Annotated in this window: 20 protein-coding genes and 1 riboswitch; of the genes, 12 read left to right on the top strand and 8 right to left on the bottom strand. The window is 35.9% G+C overall.

Annotated elements, in window-relative coordinates; all coding sequences use genetic code 11:
- Positions 1–102 precede the first annotated feature (102 nt).
- Entirely contained in the window at positions 103–552 is a 450-nt protein-coding gene (locus IPM14_08705; protein ID MBK9098176.1) for an OsmC family protein, read from the top strand.
- Between the two features lie 33 nt (positions 553–585).
- Here the strand turns inward: IPM14_08705 and IPM14_08700 are convergent, their stop codons facing one another.
- Positions 586–936 carry a VOC family protein gene (locus IPM14_08700; protein ID MBK9098175.1) on the bottom strand — a complete coding sequence of 117 codons (351 nt, stop codon included), beginning with the start codon at positions 934–936 and terminating at the stop codon, positions 586–588.
- A 290-nt stretch (positions 937–1226) separates the two neighbouring features.
- Between IPM14_08700 and IPM14_08695 the strand changes: the two genes are divergently transcribed.
- The 9 genes from IPM14_08695 to IPM14_08655 all read left to right on the top strand — a co-directional run bounded on the left by IPM14_08695 (position 1227) and on the right by IPM14_08655 (position 8234).
- Complete coding sequence (locus IPM14_08695) at positions 1227–1874, top strand: outer membrane lipoprotein-sorting protein (GenBank protein ID MBK9098174.1); 648 nt, start codon at positions 1227–1229, stop codon at positions 1872–1874.
- A gap of 2 nt (positions 1875–1876) precedes the next feature.
- Positions 1877–3118, top strand: a complete 1242-nt coding sequence (locus IPM14_08690; protein ID MBK9098173.1) for an ABC transporter permease — start codon at positions 1877–1879, stop codon at positions 3116–3118.
- Between the two features lies 1 nt (position 3119).
- Positions 3120–4334 (top strand): ABC transporter permease, encoded by a 1215-nt coding sequence (locus IPM14_08685; protein MBK9098172.1) that lies wholly within the window; start codon positions 3120–3122, stop codon positions 4332–4334.
- Positions 4335–4389: 55 nt separating this feature from the next.
- Entirely contained in the window at positions 4390–4755 is a 366-nt protein-coding gene (locus IPM14_08680; protein ID MBK9098171.1) for a four helix bundle protein, read from the top strand.
- A gap of 52 nt (positions 4756–4807) precedes the next feature.
- The gene (locus IPM14_08675; GenBank protein ID MBK9098170.1) at positions 4808–5497 is read left to right on the top strand and encodes an ABC transporter ATP-binding protein; all 690 of its coding nucleotides are present in this window, start codon (positions 4808–4810) and stop codon (positions 5495–5497) included.
- A gap of 76 nt (positions 5498–5573) precedes the next feature.
- Positions 5574–6758 carry a hypothetical protein gene (locus IPM14_08670; GenBank protein ID MBK9098169.1) on the top strand — a complete coding sequence of 395 codons (1185 nt, stop codon included), beginning with the start codon at positions 5574–5576 and terminating at the stop codon, positions 6756–6758.
- Positions 6759–6938: 180 nt separating this feature from the next.
- Positions 6939–7187: a hypothetical protein gene (locus IPM14_08665; protein ID MBK9098168.1), complete on the top strand. Its 249-nt coding sequence runs from the start codon at positions 6939–6941 to the stop codon at positions 7185–7187.
- A 36-nt stretch (positions 7188–7223) separates the two neighbouring features.
- Positions 7224–7598 carry a hypothetical protein gene (locus IPM14_08660; protein MBK9098167.1) on the top strand — a complete coding sequence of 125 codons (375 nt, stop codon included), beginning with the start codon at positions 7224–7226 and terminating at the stop codon, positions 7596–7598.
- A 42-nt stretch (positions 7599–7640) separates the two neighbouring features.
- Positions 7641–8234: a YIP1 family protein gene (locus tag IPM14_08655; GenBank protein MBK9098166.1), complete on the top strand. Its 594-nt coding sequence runs from the start codon at positions 7641–7643 to the stop codon at positions 8232–8234.
- 128 nt (positions 8235–8362) lie between these two features.
- Here IPM14_08655 and IPM14_08650 read toward each other — a convergent pair whose 3' ends face one another.
- The 3 genes from IPM14_08650 to IPM14_08640 form a co-directional block, all read right to left on the bottom strand.
- On the bottom strand, positions 8363–9592 hold the full coding sequence (locus IPM14_08650) for a tetratricopeptide repeat protein (GenBank protein ID MBK9098165.1): 1230 nt from the start codon (positions 9590–9592) through the stop codon (positions 8363–8365).
- A gap of 255 nt (positions 9593–9847) precedes the next feature.
- Positions 9848–10414, bottom strand: a complete 567-nt coding sequence (locus IPM14_08645) for a hydrolase (protein ID MBK9098164.1) — start codon at positions 10412–10414, stop codon at positions 9848–9850.
- A gap of 14 nt (positions 10415–10428) precedes the next feature.
- Positions 10429–11268 carry a hypothetical protein gene (locus IPM14_08640; protein ID MBK9098163.1) on the bottom strand — a complete coding sequence of 280 codons (840 nt, stop codon included), beginning with the start codon at positions 11266–11268 and terminating at the stop codon, positions 10429–10431.
- A 95-nt stretch (positions 11269–11363) separates the two neighbouring features.
- Here IPM14_08640 and IPM14_08635 point away from each other — a divergent pair, with 95 nt between their 5' ends.
- A complete protein-coding gene (locus IPM14_08635; protein ID MBK9098162.1) occupies positions 11364–12449 on the top strand; it encodes an ATP-grasp domain-containing protein in 1086 nt (361 codons plus the stop codon).
- Here the strand turns inward: IPM14_08635 and IPM14_08630 are convergent.
- From IPM14_08630 to IPM14_08620, 3 genes are all read right to left on the bottom strand, one after another.
- Positions 12424–13218: an HAD hydrolase-like protein gene (locus tag IPM14_08630; protein ID MBK9098161.1), complete on the bottom strand. Its 795-nt coding sequence runs from the start codon at positions 13216–13218 to the stop codon at positions 12424–12426. The genes IPM14_08635 and IPM14_08630 overlap by 26 nt on opposite strands.
- A 16-nt stretch (positions 13219–13234) precedes the next feature.
- Positions 13235–13759, bottom strand: coding sequence for a hypothetical protein (locus IPM14_08625; protein ID MBK9098160.1), 525 nt, complete (start codon positions 13757–13759; stop codon positions 13235–13237).
- 133 nt (positions 13760–13892) lie between these two features.
- Positions 13893–15857 carry a TonB-dependent receptor gene (locus tag IPM14_08620; GenBank protein ID MBK9098159.1) on the bottom strand — a complete coding sequence of 655 codons (1965 nt, stop codon included), beginning with the start codon at positions 15855–15857 and terminating at the stop codon, positions 13893–13895.
- 131 nt (positions 15858–15988) lie between these two features.
- Positions 15989–16197: riboswitch (cobalamin riboswitch) on the bottom strand.
- 299 nt (positions 16198–16496) lie between these two features.
- Here IPM14_08620 and IPM14_08615 point away from each other — a divergent pair.
- Complete coding sequence (locus tag IPM14_08615) at positions 16497–18419, top strand: T9SS type A sorting domain-containing protein (protein ID MBK9098158.1); 1923 nt, start codon at positions 16497–16499, stop codon at positions 18417–18419.
- Positions 18420–18484: 65 nt separating this feature from the next.
- On the opposite strand, the gene IPM14_08610 is transcribed toward IPM14_08615, so the two are convergent.
- The gene (locus IPM14_08610) at positions 18485–20101 is read right to left on the bottom strand and encodes a hypothetical protein (GenBank protein ID MBK9098157.1); all 1617 of its coding nucleotides are present in this window, start codon (positions 20099–20101) and stop codon (positions 18485–18487) included.
- Positions 20102–20103 lie beyond the last annotated feature (2 nt).

The following is a 20103-nucleotide window of genomic DNA, read 5'->3' as shown; positions in this document are numbered from 1 at the left end:
CTCCGATTATATTGTTCTATAATAACCTTAATTGAAAGAATCTAATTAAAAATGATAGCATCATACTACTATAAATTCACATATTTCTGAAGAAAGGGAAAAATGGAAACTAAAAAAGTTTACCTGAAACAAGTAAAAGGATTAACACTCGCTGCCAGAGGGGAATCAAATCACTGGATTACAATGGATGGACCGGAAAAATTAGGTGGAAGTAATGCAGGTGTAAGACCAAAGGAATTAGTTTTAATGGCTTTAGCCGGATGCACCGGGAGTGATGTAGTGAGCATCCTTCAAAAAAAGAGAGTTAAACTGACTGATTTTGAAATTAACATTACAGCACAGCAAACTGAAGAGCATCCAAAAGTATTCAGTCACATTGACCTCGAGTATGTCTTTTATGGGAAAGGAATACAACATAAAGATGTTGAAAGAGCAATAGAACTTTCTACTGAAACATACTGCGGTGTTTCGGCAATGCTCAAAAAAGCAATGACAATAAATCATACTTATCGTATTGTGGAAACAGAAGAAGAGCCCGTTGTCGCAGTTTAATCTGCTTTAAATCAAAAATATTTTTAATTTTGGTTAGCTTTTCTGATATAGACCGATGCTGTTGCCATCTGTATCTGATATAACTGCATACCATCCCATAGCAGGGATTGTAGTTTTCCCTCTTTTGATGTGACCTCCTGCAGCTTTTATTTTCTCTAATACCTGTTCCAAATTATCGACCGTTACATGAAAAGTTGTGCATTCACCCTTAGCTACTGATTCAACTTTTCTAATTCCTGCCATAATCCCCTGATGATTATTGTACAGTAAATACCCATTCCCAAAAGGTTTAAAATCCCAATCAAAAACTTTTTTAAAAAAATCAGATGAGGTATTGAGATCTGTTGATGGGATCTCTATATGAGAAATAAGTGGATTTGGCATATTAACTTCCTTAAATTTCTTTTAGTTTAAATTGAATTTTTAACTTTCCTGTGTGCAAAAATAAAAATATATCTTTCAACCAGAAAACATTTTAATTGATGGAAAAAAATCTGCCCAACAATGTCGTATTTAACAAACTTGTTTCTTATAATAATTCTTTGTTTTTATTTAGAAAACCTGCTGAAAGAAAGAAAAGACTTATGAAAAATTTTATAATTATAATAACACTGTTAATATCAACTGCAAACGCGCAGGATGCAAAAGAAATAGTACAAAAAGCTGATGAGCTCATGCGTTCAAACAGCAGTTATTCAGAGTTAAAGATGACAATTGAAAAACCAGACTGGTCACGTACAATGGGAATGAAAGTCTGGGCATTGGAGCCCGACTATGCTCTAATATATATTACAGAACCTGCAAGAGACAAAGGAAGTGTTACTCTAAAAAGAAAAAATGAAGTCTGGAACTGGCTGCCGTCTGCACAAAGAGTAATAAAAATTCCCCCATCAATGATGCTTCAATCCTGGATGGGCTCGGACTTTACAAATGATGATCTCGTTCGTCAATCCTCCGTTGTAAATGATTATAATCACACACTAATCGACGAAGAAAAATTAAAGGGATACGATTGTTACAAAATTGAAATGATCCCAAAACCCGAAGCAGGAGTTGTCTGGGGAAAAATAATTACTTGGATTGCAAAAGGAAGCTATCTGCAAGTTCAGGCAGATTATTATGACGAAGATAATATTCTCATTAAATCCTTCATCGGAAGTAAAGCAAAGAAAATGGGGGGAAGAAATATTTTATCATATTGGGAAATGATACCGGTTGATAAACCTGGGAATAAAACAATTATGGAATACACCACAATTGAATTCAACTATAAAATTGATGAAAGTTTCTTTTCAGAACAAAATATGAAGCGTGTAAGATAAATATGCTGACATATATAATATTGGCATGGAGAAATCTCTGGCGCAATAAACGGCGAACTTTAATAGCAGCATCTTCAGTGTTCTTTGCTGTAATTCTAGCACTTCTTATGCGTTCAATGCAGACCGGATATTACGATTATATGATTAATTCTTCGGTCAGAATGTACACAGGATATATCCAGGTACAGGGAAAAGATTACTGGGAAAAAAGATCTCTTGAAGAAAGTATGATTCTGGATGATGAAAAAATTAATAAGATAAATCAGATAGAAGGAGTTGATTTTACAGTAAAACGGTTAGAGACTTTTTCTCTGGTATCATATGGACAGGTAACTAAAGTCGCCCAAATCGTTGGGATTGATCCGCAAGAAGAAAATAAGCTTACATCATTAAAAGAGAAAATCATAAAAGGTAAATATCCCACAAATGATTCCAGAGGAATTATTCTTGCCGAGGGACTTGCAGAATTATTAAAAGTTGATATTGGTGATTCAGTTCTTATTTATGGTCAAGGAATGTATGGAGTAACAGCAGCCGAACTAATCCAAGTTGAAGGAATTGCAAAATTCACTCTGCCATCACAAAATAAATCCTTTGCTTATCTCAGTATCCCTTATGCTCAATGGATTTATTCTGCGCCGGACAGATTAACTTCTTTATCGATTATGATTAAAAATCCAAAAAAGGTAGATGAAATAAGAGATCAGGTCAGTTCACTTTTTGAAATGAAGGATGAAAAGCAAAAAGATAATTATGATGTGATGACCTGGAAAGAACTTTCTCCGGAGTTGGTACAGTCAATTCAAATTGATAATGCACAGGGAATAATTATGCTTGGAATTCTTTACGTAGTAATTGCATTCGGAATTTTCGGAACTATAATGATGATGACAGCTGAGCGCGTAAAGGAATTTGGTATTCTTATTTCGGTTGGAATGAAAAAATGGAAACTATATTTAGTAACTACACTCGAAACAATTTTCATTTCTTTTATTGGTGTATTTACAGGTGCTATAATAAGCCTGCCTTTGTTAATTTATTTTGTCAGTCATCCAATTCCTTTAACCGGAGAAATGGCTGACGCTATTCTTGCATGGGGTTTTGAACCGATTCTTCCGTTTGCAATTTATCCCGGGATGTTTATTGCCCAGGTTTGGACGGTTCTGGCAATAGCCTTAGTCTCAGGATTGTATCCTATAAACTTTATCAGGAAAATTAAGCCAGTCCAAGCTATGAGAGGTTGATATGTTATTAATTCTTGCCTGGAGAAATATCTGGAGGAACAAAAGAAGAAGCCTGATTATTATAGCTGCTATTGCTGTTGGGTTACTTTGCGGGTTATTTACTTCTGCAATTATGTTTGGGATGGGTGAGTCACTAATAAACACAACTATAGACCGAGATCTCGGTCACATACAAATTCATACAAAAACATTTGAGGATGATAAACTTCTGACTGACACAATTCCTTCAACTCTTAACATACTTAAAGACATCAAATCACAGCCAAATGTTACAGGTGTTTCCTCAAGACTTATTATTGAGGGAATGATTTCATCCGCAACATCTTCCGGTGGAGTCAGAATTACAGGAATTCAACCGCAGGATGAAATGAAAGTAACTTCAGTTCACAATAATATTATAGTTGGGAAATATTTTTCGGATAATATTCAAAATCAAATTTTACTGGGATATAAGCTAGCTGAAAATCTAGGTCTAAAAGAGAAGTCTAAAGTCGTTTTAAGTTTTCAGGGATTGGATGGATCAATTATCTATGGAGCATTTAGAGTAACAGGAATTTTTCGTACTGAATCAACGATGTTTGATCGCTCCACGGTTTTTATAAAAGAAAACGATATTCTTTCTCTCATCGCTTCGCAACCTATATGTCATGAAATAGTAGTAAGATTAAATTCCTCCGAGAATGTTGATTCACTTTATACTAATCTGGCAAAGAGCTATGATTATCTTTCAGTCAAAAGCTGGAAGGAACTTGCACCTGAACTTAAGTTAATGGATGAAATGATTGGACTTCAGCTGAGCATTTTTATGGGAGTAATTCTTTTCGCATTACTATTTGGAATAACGAACACAATGCTAATGTCTGTTCTTGAAAGAGTGAGAGAGTTTGGTGTTCTGATGGCAATCGGAATGAAAAGGAAGAAAGTTTTCTTGATGGTTATTCTGGAAACGATAACACTGGCAATAGTTGGCGGGATCGTCGGGATGATATTAGCAATTATCACGATAACATATTTTGGTTCTGCAGGGATAAATCTTTCGGCATTTGCAGCCGGATTATCTGAGTGGGGATTGGGGACAATACTCTATCCGATTCTGCCAGCTACTTTTTACTTATCAATTACGGTTATGATTTTATTAACAGCGGTTTTTTCAGCAATGTATCCTGCTATCAAAGCAATCAAACTTAAACCTGCAAAAGCTATTAGAACTTTTTAAGCGCAGAGTGCAAAGAGCAAAGCGCTGAGAGAACGACAAAATATTCAAAATAAAAATGGAGGAAATAGTGGCGAAATTTAGATTTCAGGATTTGGAAATCTGGAAACTGGCAATCGAAATTGGTGATGAGTTACTTGATATCGCTGATGAGCTGGAAAGAAAGCATCTCTTTAAATTTGCAGAGCAATTAAGAGATGCAGCTTTGAGTATTTCAAATAATATAGCGGAAGGATCTGGGTCAACCTTTAAAAAAGAATTTGGATATTTCTTAAACGTAGCAAGAAGATCGACATTTGAAGATGCAAACATTTTGATAGTTCTTAACAGAAGAAAACTAATAACGAATGAAAAATTAAATGAACTCTTAGATAAACTTGATAAAGAATGCAGAATGATTACAAATTTCAAAAAAACTTTATAGCAATCGCTTTGCACTATGCCGGTTGCGAAGCTGATGATTATTAGGAGTATTTATGTCATTAATTCATATAAATAAGGTAACAAAAATCTATGATGGAACAGCCATTCCTGTTAAAGCATTGAATGAAATTAATCTTCAAATCGAAATCGGTGAATTCACTGCAATTGTTGGTCCATCCGGCTCAGGAAAAACCACATTACTTAACATTGTTGGTGGATTAGATAATCCCTCATCGGGCAGTGTTGTGATTGACGATGTTGATTTATCAACCTACAAACCAGACGAGCTTGTTAATTTCAGACTTCATCATATCGGGTTTGTATTTCAAGCGTACAATCTTATCCCCGTATTTACAGCAAAAGAAAATGTCGAGTTCATTATGCTTTTGCAAGGGATTAGTAAATCAGAAAGAGAAAAAAGATCAATTGAATTGTTGACAGCAGTTGGTTTGGGTGACAGAATAGACAACAAGCCTTCTGAACTATCAGGCGGTCAACAGCAAAGAATAGCTGTTGCGAGAGCACTTGCATCAAAACCGTCGTTTGTTCTTGCAGATGAACCTACAGCAAATCTGGATTCAGCTGCAGCGGATTCACTTTTGGACTTGATGGAAAAGCTGAATAAAGATTTTAATATGACTTTTGTTTTTTCGACTCACGATCAGAGAGTAATTGACAGAGCTTATCGCGTTGTTACTTTACATGATGGTATGGTTGAGAAGGATGAAGTGAAACGGAAATGAAATAAGTAATCTTGATTAGTTAACGGTTGATATATTTATCCAGACATAATCATTAGACCAATCAAGAAAAAATAAAATGAAAAATAAGTTAATTCTTATAATGCTGTTTAATATTAATATGTCTTTTGCACAGCTATCTCCATTTGAATATAATGGCTATGCAAAATATCTCTTCAGCACTTCTAAAATTCCCAGAATTGATGATCGATTAAATGACAACTTAATTCATCTTCGATTAAATACTAAATGGTATGCAATCGAAAATTTAACCGCTGCTTTAGAAATAAGATTCAGGGCATTTTATGGTGAATCAGTTGAAAGGATTCCTGACTTTGGTGAACTGATTCAAACACAGCACGATTTTGCTGAGCTCGATGCAATCCTCTGGGAATCAGAAAAGTCTTTAGGGTATATTGAAGCGGACCGAATATGGATTGAATATATTAAAGATAACTTACAAGCAACACTCGGCAGACAAAGAGTAGCATGGGGAACCTGCTGGGTTTGGAATCCGACTGATCTTTTTAATCCACGTAATGTTTTGAATTTTGATTATGAAGAACTACCCGCAACAGATGCAGTCAGACTTCAGTATTACACTGGTCCTGTTACAAGATTCGATGTTGCATATCAGCCGGCAAAGGATCCTAATAACCAGATCTTAGCAGGACTTTGGAGCTTGAATGAATGGAACTATGATTTTAATCTTATTGCAGGAGTAAGGTTTAAAAGATGGCTTACTGGTTTTAGCTGGGCAGGGGATGTTCTTGATGCAGGTTTTCGCGGAGAGATTCTTGTAAGCCAGGCACCAAATGAGCCGGATACAAATTCAATTTATATGCAGTCCGGTGAATCATCAATTTCGTCCTGGGATAAGCCGCTTGTTTCAATGGCACTATCGGGAGATTATACTTTCCCAAACACTTTTTACATTCATACAGAAATTCTGTATAACAATAATGGAAAAACATCCAACACACTTTTATTCCAGGAAGAAGCACTTTCGTTAGGAATGCTTTCGGCGGCGAGATGGTCTCTGTATCAGGAATTTTCATATGACATCACACCCTTGCTCAGAGGAACACTTTACGGAATATTTAATCCCGATGATAAATCTTTCGTAATAGTTCCATCAATAAACTATTCAGTAATTACAAATCTCGATCTGTTTTTAATAACTAATTTTTTTAAAGGGGAATCATTAACTCAGTATGGTGAATTCGGAACTTCATTTTACGCAAGAATTAAATATTCGTTCTAAATATTGATACACTCATCAGCTAAAAGGATTGAACAACTATTGTTTCCAACAGCTAATTTTACTAAGTTTTATAGAGTATCTAAAAGGATACTTTTAATTATAGAAGATTTAGATGAGGATTGTGAGGGCTAAACATCCTTTGACCAACAAACTAATTTTTAATTAATAGGAGGTCTCATCATGTGGAAATTTATTTCCTGTCTGTTTTTATTATCAATATTGTTTCTTGCCGGCTGCGGAAAAGGAGACAATAACCAACCAAATGAACAACAAAAAAATGAGTCTGAAGAAAAGACCGGCATAAAAGGTCTTGACGATTTTGTTGATAATATGAAAGAAGTCCAGAAAGGATATGAAGAAGGAAAAAAGTACGATGTTGTTGATTTCAGAGATCTGAAAGCATTGCTACCCGAATCACTGGGTGATTAGAAAAGAGCAAATGCTGAAGGTGAAAAAACAGGAGCAATGGGATTTACTGTCTCTAAAGCCGAAGCAGATTATAACAATGGGGATTATTCAAAACGAATTGATATTGAAATTACTGATATTTCAGGTGCGACAGGATTTGCAGGAATCGCTGCCTGGGGTTGGGCGATGGCTGATATCGATAAAGAGTCTGAAACCGGTTATGAGAAAACTATCAAGTACAAAGGTCATAAAGCATATGAAAAATATGACAGCCAGGGAGAATATGGCAGCATTGAAGTTTTAGTGTCGGGAAGATTTATGGTTTCAGTTAATGGAAATAATGTTCCAATGGATGAAATTAAATCAGCTTTGGATCAAATAGATATCGGTAAACTGGAATCAATGCGGGAAGCAAATCCGGTAAGCGAATAATAATTTTCTCTTTCAAATTCATCAACATAAAAGGAGCGTTTTATGAACCTCGTGGAGCGGGCAAAAAATATTATCATAACTCCCAAAACAGAATGGGATGCTGTTGCTGCAGAAGAACCTAATATTCAGCAAATTCTTTTTGGTTATGTATTGCCTCTGGCATTGATTCCGACCATTGCAGCTATAATCGGTTGGGGTGTAATAGGAATACTTGGATTCACCTCATTTAGCTATGGAATAGCTATGGGACTTGTCCAGTTGATTAATGCATTTCTTTCAGTTCTGATAGCTGGATTTGTTATAGATGCGCTGGCACCGAGTTTTGGTTCTCAAAAGAACATGGGTAGAGCTGTTCAACTCGTTGCTTATTCAATGACACCGGTTTGGATAGCAGGTATACTAAATATTTTACCTACCATTGGATGGCTTGCAGGATTAATCGGCTTGTATGGTTTATTTTTAATGTATCTTGGACTGTCACCGATTATGAAAACACCCGAAGATAAAAAAGTTGGTTATCTTATTGTGAGTATAATCATTCTGTTAGTAGTATACTTTGTAATTGCTGCAATTCTGACTGCAGTATTTATGGCTATTTTTGGCTTGAGTTTGCTTTCAGCGATGTCAGGTTATTAAAATAAATTAAGATTTCATTTAACCTGCTCAATCAATGGGCAGGTTTTTTTATTATCGATTTGATTAGTTCTTTGTTTTTTCTTCGAGAAGGTTATTTAAGGCTGGAACTAAAGTAGTAAAATAAAATCCTAATCAGCCATCAACCTTTCAAGATAGGAAATATCTGCTTTGGAATCTATTTTCTTAAAATACCCAAGGGCTTCGTTGAGATATTTATCTGCTGTAGCCCGCTCACCTTTTTTCTTGAACAAAATTCCAAGTTCGCAGGCAACCTCTGCTAAATTAAGCTGATTGTTCAGATCTTTGTTCAGTCTGTAAGCAGTTAGTAGTGAATTTTCGGAAGCATCAATATTGTTTTTATGTCTGCTAATTATTCCTTTAATCTTATAAACTTCAGCAATTGATAATTTGTCGTTTATCTTGTTAGCAATTTCCATCGATTTATTTGCAAAAGCTCCTGCAAAATCGAAATCACCTTGCTGCAGATAAACAAATGCTTTATTGATGTAAGCGATTCCAAGGTTTTGTAAATAGCTTGAACGGATTGAAAGCTCGATGCTCTCATTAAATTCATTTATTGCTGCTGAGTATTCCTTTTTCTTAGTGTAGACCATTCCGAGGTTTTGTTTTATTTCAGCTATTCTTTTGATGTCACCAACTTTTTCGAAATTCAAAAGTGCTCGCTTGAGGTATGACAGAGCTTCATTATAATTACCCTGCATATTATTGATTATGCCGAGATTAATTTCGATAGTTCCGATAAGAGCAATATCATCAACTTCCTGCAAAGCACTTAGTGCATTCTCAAAATGCTCTTTCGCTTTATTCAGATTTCCCTGATCACCGTGAATTGTTCCGAGAATATTCTGACAATGAATATTTCCTTTTGTGTCATTTTCATCTCTGAAAATCTTAATTGATTTATCGAGATAGCTGATGCTTAATTCCCATTGAGCCTGACGACTGTATATTTCTCCGATTGAAAGAAGTGCGTTTGCTCTGATATCTGCCATCTCAACTTTATCATTACACAGTCGAATTAGTTTTTCATGGATTTCCAGTGCGATTGGGTTTTCACCAGCAATGATTGTGTGCTGACCTATATGAATTAAAAACTGAATATACTTTTCTTCATCCATTCTGGTTTCAGCAAAAGTGATGAGCTGATCAATCTGGAAACGTGTTTGGGAAGAAGTACTGATATCAACAATTCGATCCTTCGCACTTTCCTTCGCAATGTCCTTTTGAATTGTATCGATGAAAAGCTTATCAACGAATTCTTTTCTGGAAGATTTGTCGAAAAAATTCTTTAGGGCTTCTTCCACAATTGGGTGAGTATTTACTGATGCATTATTCAATCGGCTGTTTGTTCAATTCATTTTAAACTTACTTGTCAACATCTAGTTATGGCAAGCCGTGTGCCATCTGTGAATTATGAAGGTGTGGAAATACTGTGTGATTTTGAGTGATTTATAGTAAAAATTACAAAGTGCATTCAGAAATCATAGCAAATCGCAATTTTTTTTTGCTGTTATAAAATTTAACAGTTGCTAATGAAAAAGTTGAAGGCTGGTTAGTGAGTGCTTTGTGGAATGCGGCTAATCTTTGAAATACTATTTAACAATCTTTGAAACCTCCTTAAACTGGGGAGTACCGCAGACATTCAGAAGTTCGAAAAGGATTGCCTCTGTTGTCGTCACTTCAACACCGTGATGTCTCATTCGATCGAGAGCAGTACGGTAATCAATTTCTTTACGTGATGAAACGGCATCGGCAGCGAGGTTTACCTGCAATCCGTTTTCAATTAAATCTAAAACTGTTTGCTGAACACAGACGTGAGATTCGACCCCGCATACAATTATTTGTGTTAAGTTTTTCTTTTTGAATTCATTGAACAATTCCCCTGCACCTGAGCAGCTGAATGACATTTTATCGAATGGCTTCAAACCTCCAAGTTCATCGGTTATTGTTTTAGTCGTTGGACCAAGTCCTTTTGGGTATTGTTCTGTGTAGTAAATCGGTAAACTTAAAACTTTGAATCCTTTGATGAGCTTTAAAGTATTATCAACAACCATCTGGTAATTATTAATAACCGGCAGGATTCTTTCCTGAATATCTATTATCAGTAGTGCTGATGTTTCAGTTTTAAGTAATTTGCTGAATCGTTTTACTTCACTCATTTTTAGATTAAAGATTATGCGTAAATTTTTTCCATCCCATATTTACCGCAGGCATACATCATTAAAAGACTGGTTATATCCACCAAAGCCTTTTTGTGTTCATCAATGTAGATGATCAGGTTATACACATCTGCAATAAACTTCATCTTGTCGACAATTTTTCTCAGCTCATTGTAGGTTGGAATTCCATGCCAGTAAACAACTTCTTCGATTATCATCTTTTCATATCTTCGCAAAAACTCACCGAATGAAATTGTATGAATTGATGTTGCCGTTCTCGGTTTGCATATCGAAATTAAATCATTGAAGTAAGTATCCCAGTGTTTGGCAAGTTCTGAATTTTTTTTCTGCATTACATATCTTGCTTTCGCAAGAGTAAACTTTGCTCTTGTTCTCGGTTTGAAGTTTGGAATCAGAGCATAGCCATCGAAGCTTTTAAACTCATCATCAGGATCAATAAACTTCCATCTGCTTATCAACTGCTTTGCTGAATATATCTGGATGACTTTATCCTTTGAGCTATCCATCAAAATAAATTTTCCCTGCTGCCAGTTAATAACTGTAATCCAGTGACCCCATTTATCAACACTAAGTATGCATGGAAATCCTCTCTTCAAATGCTGGATAAGTACTTTAATTGCATCCTGTCCGACTTCACGACGGAAATATTTAAATCTGCAATCGTAAAATTTTGCAGCTTCTTCTAATCCAAGTTCATCAGTTCCATGCCACCAGGAGCTGCCTGCTTTCCTTGCGATTGATTTCTCGCTCGTAAAAATTCCAAGCATTACAAGAGCATACTTTAATGCGAACGGTCCACACTGGTATTTATTTGGTTGAGGGTAGAAGCTCATGATCTAAATTATTCAGGGCTCAAATCTAATTAATCAGAATGAATTAGTCAGCATTATTTCTTCTATTCCAAAAAAAATATCTTTAAATTTGTGACATGCGAAGACCCAAAATAAAAGTAGCAGTCATCTACAATGAAGCCCAGCCGGAAATGTACCGTAAAACATCTGAGCCGGAGCCTAAGGAACTTGAATTTAAGACTTATTTTGAGGTTGATAAAACGACTCCAATGGAGGAGTATGATTATATTGCTCAAAAGCTTACTTCGGTCGGCTTTAATGCTTATACGTTGAATATTAAGGATAACCTCGACCTTTTACTTAAACATCTCAAAGAGGACAAACCGGATGTCATCTTTAATTTTGTTGAAATTTACAAGGATAATCCACGACTAGAGATGAATGTGGTAGGATTGTATGAACTGATAGGCATACCCTATACAGGCGCACCAGCTATGGGTCTAGCTAATTGTCAAAACAAAATACTTGCTAAAAGGTTGCTAAGTTCAGCAGGGATTAGAATCCCTCGATTTTTTATAGTTCAGGTGAAATCAACGAAGTATCCGCATCGGCTTAAATATCCGCTATTAGTTAAACCCGCCTTTGAAGATGCTAGTGTCGGCATTGAAAACGAATCGATAGTCAAGAATGGCAAAGAACTCAGAAAGAGGATTGAATATGTATTAAAGCACTTCAATCAGCCTGCCTTGGTTGAAGAGTTTATTGAAGGCAGGGAATTAAATGTTGCGGTTATGGGTGATAAAAGACTTCGCGTTTTACCAATAAGTGAAATTGACTTTTCAGCAATGCCTGATCATTTACATAATATCGTGAGTTACCAGGCTAAGTGGGATCCGCACCACGAATCATATCATAAAACAATTCCGATCTGCCCTGCACCGCTTCCGCAAAAAATTGAAAAGAGAGCTAAAGAAATTGCATTTAAAGCATTTAAAGTGATGAGCTGCAGAGATTATGCAAGAGTTGACATGCGTTTCTCCAAAGAAAACAAGCTTTATGTGCTTGAAGTAAATCCAAATCCTGACATTACGGAAGGTGCAGGATTTATGAGATCTGCTGCGCATGCAGGAATGAGCTATGCTCAGGCACTGAAACGAATTGTAAAGTATGCTTTGAGAAGGGGAAAGATTCAAAAAGCTAATGCCGAAATTCCCGCTGTATAATTGAAGCTGCATCATTCAATGAGTGTGCTTCAAAATCTAGTTTTAAATTAATAGAATTATTGAAAGGAAATCTAGTTTTCCCGGTGTAAATGAGAATTCCCGTTCCGCCAATCCGTTGTGAAGCAATAATATCATTTTCAAGATCATCTCCAATCATATAAAATCCATTATCTATTTTACGACCTATATTTTCGAGGGCTTCTTTGAAAAAATGTTGTGATGGTTTTCCAATCACAATAGCATCTTTGCCCGAAGCAAATTCTATCCCGGTGATGAAAGCACCTGCATCAATCAGTAATTCACCGTGAGGGTTCCAGAATTTATTCTTGTGCATTGCGACCAGGTCTGCACCAGCAGAAACTTTTTTGAAGATGTCATTTACTATCTGATAATTCCATCTGTCCTCAATATCACCGATGACAATCGCTTCAGGATTTTTCACATCAATCATTCCTTCAAAGTGATGAATCAGATAATCGCGGCAGTAAACTTGTACTCTGTTATAATTCCTTTTAACGAAAGATAGAGTTGCATCGAATGCAGTGATAGCAGGAATTTTAAGTTCAATATTATTACCAGCAAAAAATTCTTTAACCATCTCACCGGTTCTTAGAGTAGAATTACTTAGTATACATGAAGGGATTTTATTCTCTTCGATGAATTGAAAAAATTCCTCTACATCTGAAGCAGGGGAATTTCCAATTTTCAGAACGCCATCAAAATCAATTAGTAAAGGTTTGTAGTTCATTGAGAAAAAGAAAGGCGGCATAACCGCCGCCTGATTTTTAAGCTTTTATTTCAGCCAACTGTGGTAATTTCTGTTTGGCTAAATGATAAAGTCCAAACAAAATTCCAACAAAAAATAAATCGCTCAACAATGTCTGATGGAAGAAAGGAATTGCTGCAGTATAGCAAGCAGCTAATCCAGCACCGGTCTTTTCATAATATCCTGTTGAAATCCAGATGCCAAAGTTTGTTATGATAAAAAAGCTGACTGACGAAATAACAGATGCAAAAAAGATATTACCTACTTTCTTCTCCTTAAGCATTGTTATTCCAAGAACAACAATCAGTGCAAAGCTTAAATAGACTGCCCACATGGTCTCGTGGAAACCGAGGATCAGATCTGTAACAAACATCGCTGCAAGCGGGACAAGAAACGCCGCCCATTTTTTATTGAAGTATGCTCCTCCAAATAATGCCATAGCAGCAATTGGTGCAAAGTTAGGCGGATGGGGAAGTAATCTTACAAATGCAGCAGCAAAAATCATTAAAGTAAGTATCCAGAATTTTGGTGTTATCCTGCTCATATTTGTTTCCTTTCTAAAATTTTTTTGAAAATAATTTCAGTTTATAATTGTTCAAAGATAAAGTTTATTTTTTAATGTCAAAAGCCAAAGGTCAAAGTTATATTCATTCTTATTATCTAATATGATTTGAATATTACTGTACTTTCAGACTTATTCCGCCGTAAACAGAAAATCCAGCTGTTCCAAAACCATATATTTCTTCATACTCCTTGTCGAGTAAATTTTCAATTCTGCCTTGAAGTCTGATAAATGGAAGTATATCATAATGTGCTGCAAAGTTTACAAGTAAATAATCAGGTACTATGATCCGTGAAGGATAATTCACAAAATCAGGTTCTTCTCTCTTACTGACGTAAATTAACTCGACATTTGCATTCAGATCTTCTGAAAATAAATAGCTGAGAAACAATCCAGCTTTATGTTCCGGTCTTCTGTAAAGTTTTTTGTTGAAATCGACCGTGTTTTCACTTTTATCAATTGCATTTGTGTACGTGTAATTAGCTTTGATTTCTATTTCGCTCGTCAGGATTGCCTTCGTAAAGATTTCAACTCCATTTGTCTGCGCTTTGTTAATGTTAATTGATTTAAATGTAATCGGGTCGAAGCCAAACATATCATCAAACTTGTTGAAAAAATAATTTGCACCGATCGAAAATCCCTCACTCCAGAAAAACTGTTCAACACCAGCATCCCAGCCAAAACTTTTTTCGGGTTCCAGTTCAGTGTTACCATAAAGTGGATCATAGAGATAAAAAAGTGTTGGTGCTTTGAATCCGGTTCCGACAGTTGCTTTTAACTTTGTGCCAGTTTGCCAGAATATGTATGCGGGAGCGATCCGATATGTAAACGCACTCCCGAATTGATTGTTCTGATCAAGCCTGATTCCAAGCGTTCCAAAGAAACTTTCACTTACTTTAATTTGATCTTGCAAATAAAAACTAAAGGTATTTACATTTGTCTTCGGAATAATGCTTGCAAAGTCAGGCGGATTAAGACTCGAGATTAAATAATACTCGGATTCCATATCTTCGACTTCAAATTCTAATCCGGCAGTAATAAGATTATTCCTAAAAAAGCTAATATCATTTTGCCAATCAGCTTTATATCTTCTGCCATCATAGTTACTCCACGATTGATATGCACTTGCTGCTGAAGAATCAAAAGAGTAATCTCTTACATTACTGAAATATGAAATCCCGAATTTCTGATTCCACATATCATCGTAAAGGCCTAACCTTCCCTGAGCACGGATTATAAATTCTTGCTGGTTGAATACGTACGTTGGATCATCCCAGAATTCCGGTGAACCGAGTGACTGATCAAGATCGGATTTTGATTTGTTATACCTGATAACAATATCAGTTTTAAATTTATCTGAAAAATCATAGCCCAGAATTGAACTGATATTATCAAGTTGATAGCTGTCTTTTTCGGTATTGCCATATTTTTCTGAAGCTGCAGAAAATCCATCACTTTTTATCCTGCTCAGTCCAACCGTGTAGCTGAAATCATCGACCTTTCCAAGTGATGATAATGTCCCTTTAAATGTATTGTAACTTCCTCCTTCAACACTGATGCTGGAAACAGGTTTGGTTGTTCCAACAGCACTTATAATATTAATTACTCCGGCAAGTGCGTTCGAACCGTAAAGTGTACTTTGAGGTCCCCGAAGCACTTCAATTCTGCTAATGTTTTCAGTTGGGAGACTAAAAAAATTATAAAAGTTTGAAGGATCATCCGTCAGGTTGACTTCAACGCCATCAATCAATACAAGTGTATGAGAGGAATTGGCACCCCTCATATAAACATTTGAAACTGAAGCTTTCGTACCTTGCTGAGAAAAGCTCATTCCATATTCATTTCTTAATACATCAAAAGCATTGAATGAATTTTTATTTACAATTTCCGATGAATCGATTGTTGAAATAGAATTAGCAAGCTCAAGTGTACTGGAAGCTGTTCTCGTAGCTGAAATTACAACATCGGTCAATTTATAGTATCCGGATGAATCAGTTTTTTGCACGATATTATTTTGTGCAAAAGGTGATGCCGACAGAATAAAGACAGCAAATAGAAAGAAGAATTTTATTTTTACCATAGAAGTTACTCCTTTATTAAAAGGTTTTAGCAAGTAACTTCGCGGGTGAAAAGTTGAAAGAAAACGAAGGATGAATAAGAGACCATCGTTTAACTAACCTCTTTATCCCTTTTCGGGATTCTCGCGAAGGTTGATTAAGTTACACTTACGGCAGGTCTCCTGGCTTATTTCAATTAACAATGAATAATGAACAATTAAAAATGCGGAAATTGTTCATTGTAAATTTTTAATTGTTAATTGTTCTCACAGTTGCGCGACAGCGCCGGATTTGCACCGGACTTCCCTATAATTTCCCTTACTCCATATTCGAAGCGGGAACACCGTAAACATTTGAAAGAACTGATTAAACTTAACGTGAGATTTTTTATAATCAAAATAGGAAATACTAAAAATTATCCTGAAAAATTTTTCCATGTTTTTAATGCGAGAATTGAATAAGTTTACATTGTAATCATTATTATCAAAGGTTAGGGGATTGACAGACTTAAAGTCTGATATTTTTTTTCGCACTAAAAATGCGTTCCTAACAGAATCTCACGTTAATGTACCTGCCTGGTTCTGCTTTTCCGGAAGACTACAACTTTTTCAGAAATTTTCATTTAAATCATATCATCCAATTAATAAAAACAAGAGGTTCAAATGAAAAAATTTATTTCAGTTTTTATGCTGATGTGTTTGTTTGTGTATGTTTCATCTTCGTTCGCACAAACTCCTCCAGCTACTTATGATTTACGAAATGTTGGGGGTGTTAACTATGTAACATCTGTAAAATCCCAGCAAGGTGGAACCTGCTGGACTCACGGTACAATGGCTGCAATGGAAGGAAATCTTCTTATGACCGGAGCCTGGGCAAATAATGGCGAAACAGGTGAACCAAATCTTGCAGAATATCACCTGGATTGGTGGAATGGATTTAATCAGTACTTTAACGAAGATCTTGATCCGCCTACCGGTAACGGACTTGTTGTTCATGAAGGCGGAGATTATAGAGTTGCTTCTGCATATTTATCAAGAGGTGAGGGTGCTGTAAGAGATATTGATGGACAATCATACAGTACACCGCCGCCAAGATCTGATACAAGCTGGCATTATTATTATCCCAGAGAAATATACTGGCTTAATACTTACTCAGATCTCAGCAACATAAATACACTCAAACAAATGATAATGGATTATGGAGTAATGGGAACCTGTATGTGTTATGCAAGTTCATTCATTCAGAATTATATTCATTATCAGCCGCCTACTTCCACTCAGGATCCGAACCATGCGGTATCAATTGTCGGATGGGATGATAACAAAGTAACTCAAGCTCCATTACCCGGTGCCTGGCTTGTAAAGAACAGTTGGGGTGCAGGCTGGGGATTAAGCGGTTATTTTTGGATTTCCTATTACGACAAGCACTGTGGAAAAAATATTGAAATGGGAGCCGTCACATTCAAAGATGTTGAGCCGCAGCAGTATGATCACATTTACTACCACGATTATCATGGATGGAGAGCAACGAAAACAGATTGCAATGAGGGATTCAATGCATTCGCTGCTGAATCAAATGAATATCTCAAATCTGTTAGTTTCTTCGTTGCTGCGGATAGTGTCAATTATACATTCAAAGTATATGATACATTTCAAAGTGGACAACTGCAGAATGAATTACTTTCACAATCAGGTTACATACAATATACCGGGTTCTATACAATTGATATTACAGATCCTCTGTTGTTGAATGCAGGAAATGATTTTTATGTTTATCTCAGTCTTTCCAGAGGTGGGCAACCATTTGACAGAACTTCCGAAGTACCAGTTTTGCTGGTGGAGGATTCATATTTAACAATCGTAAACTCCACTTCAAATCCTAACGAAAGTTTTTACTGGAATGGTTCACAGTGGATGGATACGTATTACTACGAAGATCCAGCATTCCCAGGATCAGCTGGAAGTGCAAATCTTTGTATTAAAGCTCTAACAATGGATGAAGGTAATGTTCCTGTTGAGCTGACATCCTTTACTGCAATCAATAAAGGTTCAAAGATTTTAATAGAATGGGAAACAGCAACTGAATCTAATAATCAACTGTTTGAAATTTATCGAAGAAGTACTACTACAGGTAAGGTTGCAGAATGGATGCTAATAGGATTCAAAGAGGGTAAAGGAACTACAACCGAGCCGGCATATTACCTTTTTGAAGATGATATCACTGGAATAAATGCTTCATCTCTTGAATACAGACTGAAGCAGATCGACTTCAATGGTAAATATGCTTATAGTGATATAGTTTCTGTTGACAATCTTGCACCAAATGGATTTGTGCTAGAACAGAATTATCCTAATCCATTCAATCCGTCAACAACAATAAAATATGCTGTTGCAGAAAAACAATTTGTTTCAATTAAAGTTTATGATGTTTTAGGAAATGAAGTTGCAGTTCTGGTTAATGAAGAAAAATCAGCTGGAAGTTATGAAGTTGTATTCAATGCAAATCATATATCGGCAGGAGTTTATTACTATACAATTATAACTGATAATTTTGTTCAGACAAAGAAGATGATTCTTCTTAAGTAATGTTAGTTTGGTTTAAAGAGATGACATCCGGCAATTACCGGATGTCATCTCTACTAAATAGTAGTTTAAAATCTATAAGTAAGGTTGGCTAAAAATCTTCCCGAGGTTCTCGTGTCTTCAAAATTTCCTTCATATGTTAAATTAAGTAGTACAGGTTTTAACAGATATGTGTTCAGATTTATTGAAGCGGAGTGTTGCTTTAATTCTTCAATGCCCGTTCTGAATTTGTAACTGGTAAATCTATAACCTAACATTATATCAAATCCAAAGACAATTGGTCTGCTCAAATTTGTACTCCAGATATCACCTTCAGTATAGCTGCTACTCAACCTGTTAAATGAAACAGTTGCACTGGTTTCGATCCCGGGAATTCTTGAGTAAGTAATATATCCGCCATAATTATTTGATGGTTTCAGATCACCTCTGCGATATCGGTAACCGTAATCTCCACCGATATATAAATTTTGCACAGGTTTTATGGTTAGTCGTGTTCTGAATCCTTGTCTGGTCTCATTTTCAATTATACTGTCAACCAATGTCTTAAATGTTTCGTAATAGATTACATTCTTTCTTGCATCATACGAAAGCATAATGGAAAAGAAATCGCTCGGACGAATATTTATTGAAGTGAAAAGACTTGTAAGTGAAAAATCAGTTTTGCTTTCGCCCATTTCTTTTTTGTAAAGATCAACTTCGGTTGAAAGAAAGATCCTAGTGTTCTGAATCGCAGAATTGGAATGCTGGTAATAGAGAAATCTTCTGTCAGTTTTAAAATCATTAGTCTGTTCAAAATAGCCGAGAGTATTTTGCATATCACCGTTTGCCAGCAGATCAGCCCGGTTCAGGTAAGCACCATATTCAAACAACTTAAAATTATAGCCCATATTGTTGAGGTCCGGTCTTGAGCCAACAGCGGCCCCGAATGACCACTCATCTACGCCTGTTTCAAATTGAAGTCCGTCAATCGAACTTATATTTGAAATTTTATTGTTTATGTGTCGTCCCAGCCAAAGCAAAGTTCGTTCATTAAAATTGTACTTCACAGCAAGATCGTAAACCCGAAGTGCTTCTGAAAAGTTTGAAGATATCCTGTTCCAGTCATCGGCACGATAGGCAAAACTCAGATAATGAGTATAAGAAAATCCCGAACTGCCAATCCTGTCTGCACTCAATTGAAAAGTATATCGCCATCTCTGATAATCATAGCTGAATTGATTGTTCGTAAAATTTGAGTATGACTGAACAGATAGTTTTCCTGAAAGAGTTGGAATGGGTTCCAAAGAAGTTTTTGTAACTATGTCTTCTGAAGCAACCGGTGGAACTACAATAGGAGCAATTAAAGTTTCTTGAGTTACATCAGCGTTACTTGTGTCTTCAGTTTTCTGCTCGAAGATAAATGCATACAGAATTGTGTTTAATTCCAGTTTCCTGTTAGTAATAGAAACTCCTGCACACGACGTTGATGATTTGTGATCAACTATGATAGCTGGCAGATAATTATTTCTGTCTTTCAGGAAAAGCGTATCGCCGGTTTCAATTCCATCTGTGCTTGAAAATTTAACATAAATATTTTGTGCTGAGATATAACTAATCTGGCCGGTAACCAAGTTCTTATTCTGTGCTTGAACAGAAATTTGAACAGCAGTGAACAAAACTAGTATGTAAAAAATATTTCGAGTCATTT

The organism is bacterium, from assembly GCA_016716565.1.
Classification (GTDB): domain Bacteria; phylum Bacteroidota; class Ignavibacteria; order Ignavibacteriales; family Ignavibacteriaceae; genus IGN2.
This window is presented reverse-complemented; position numbering and strand designations above follow the sequence as displayed.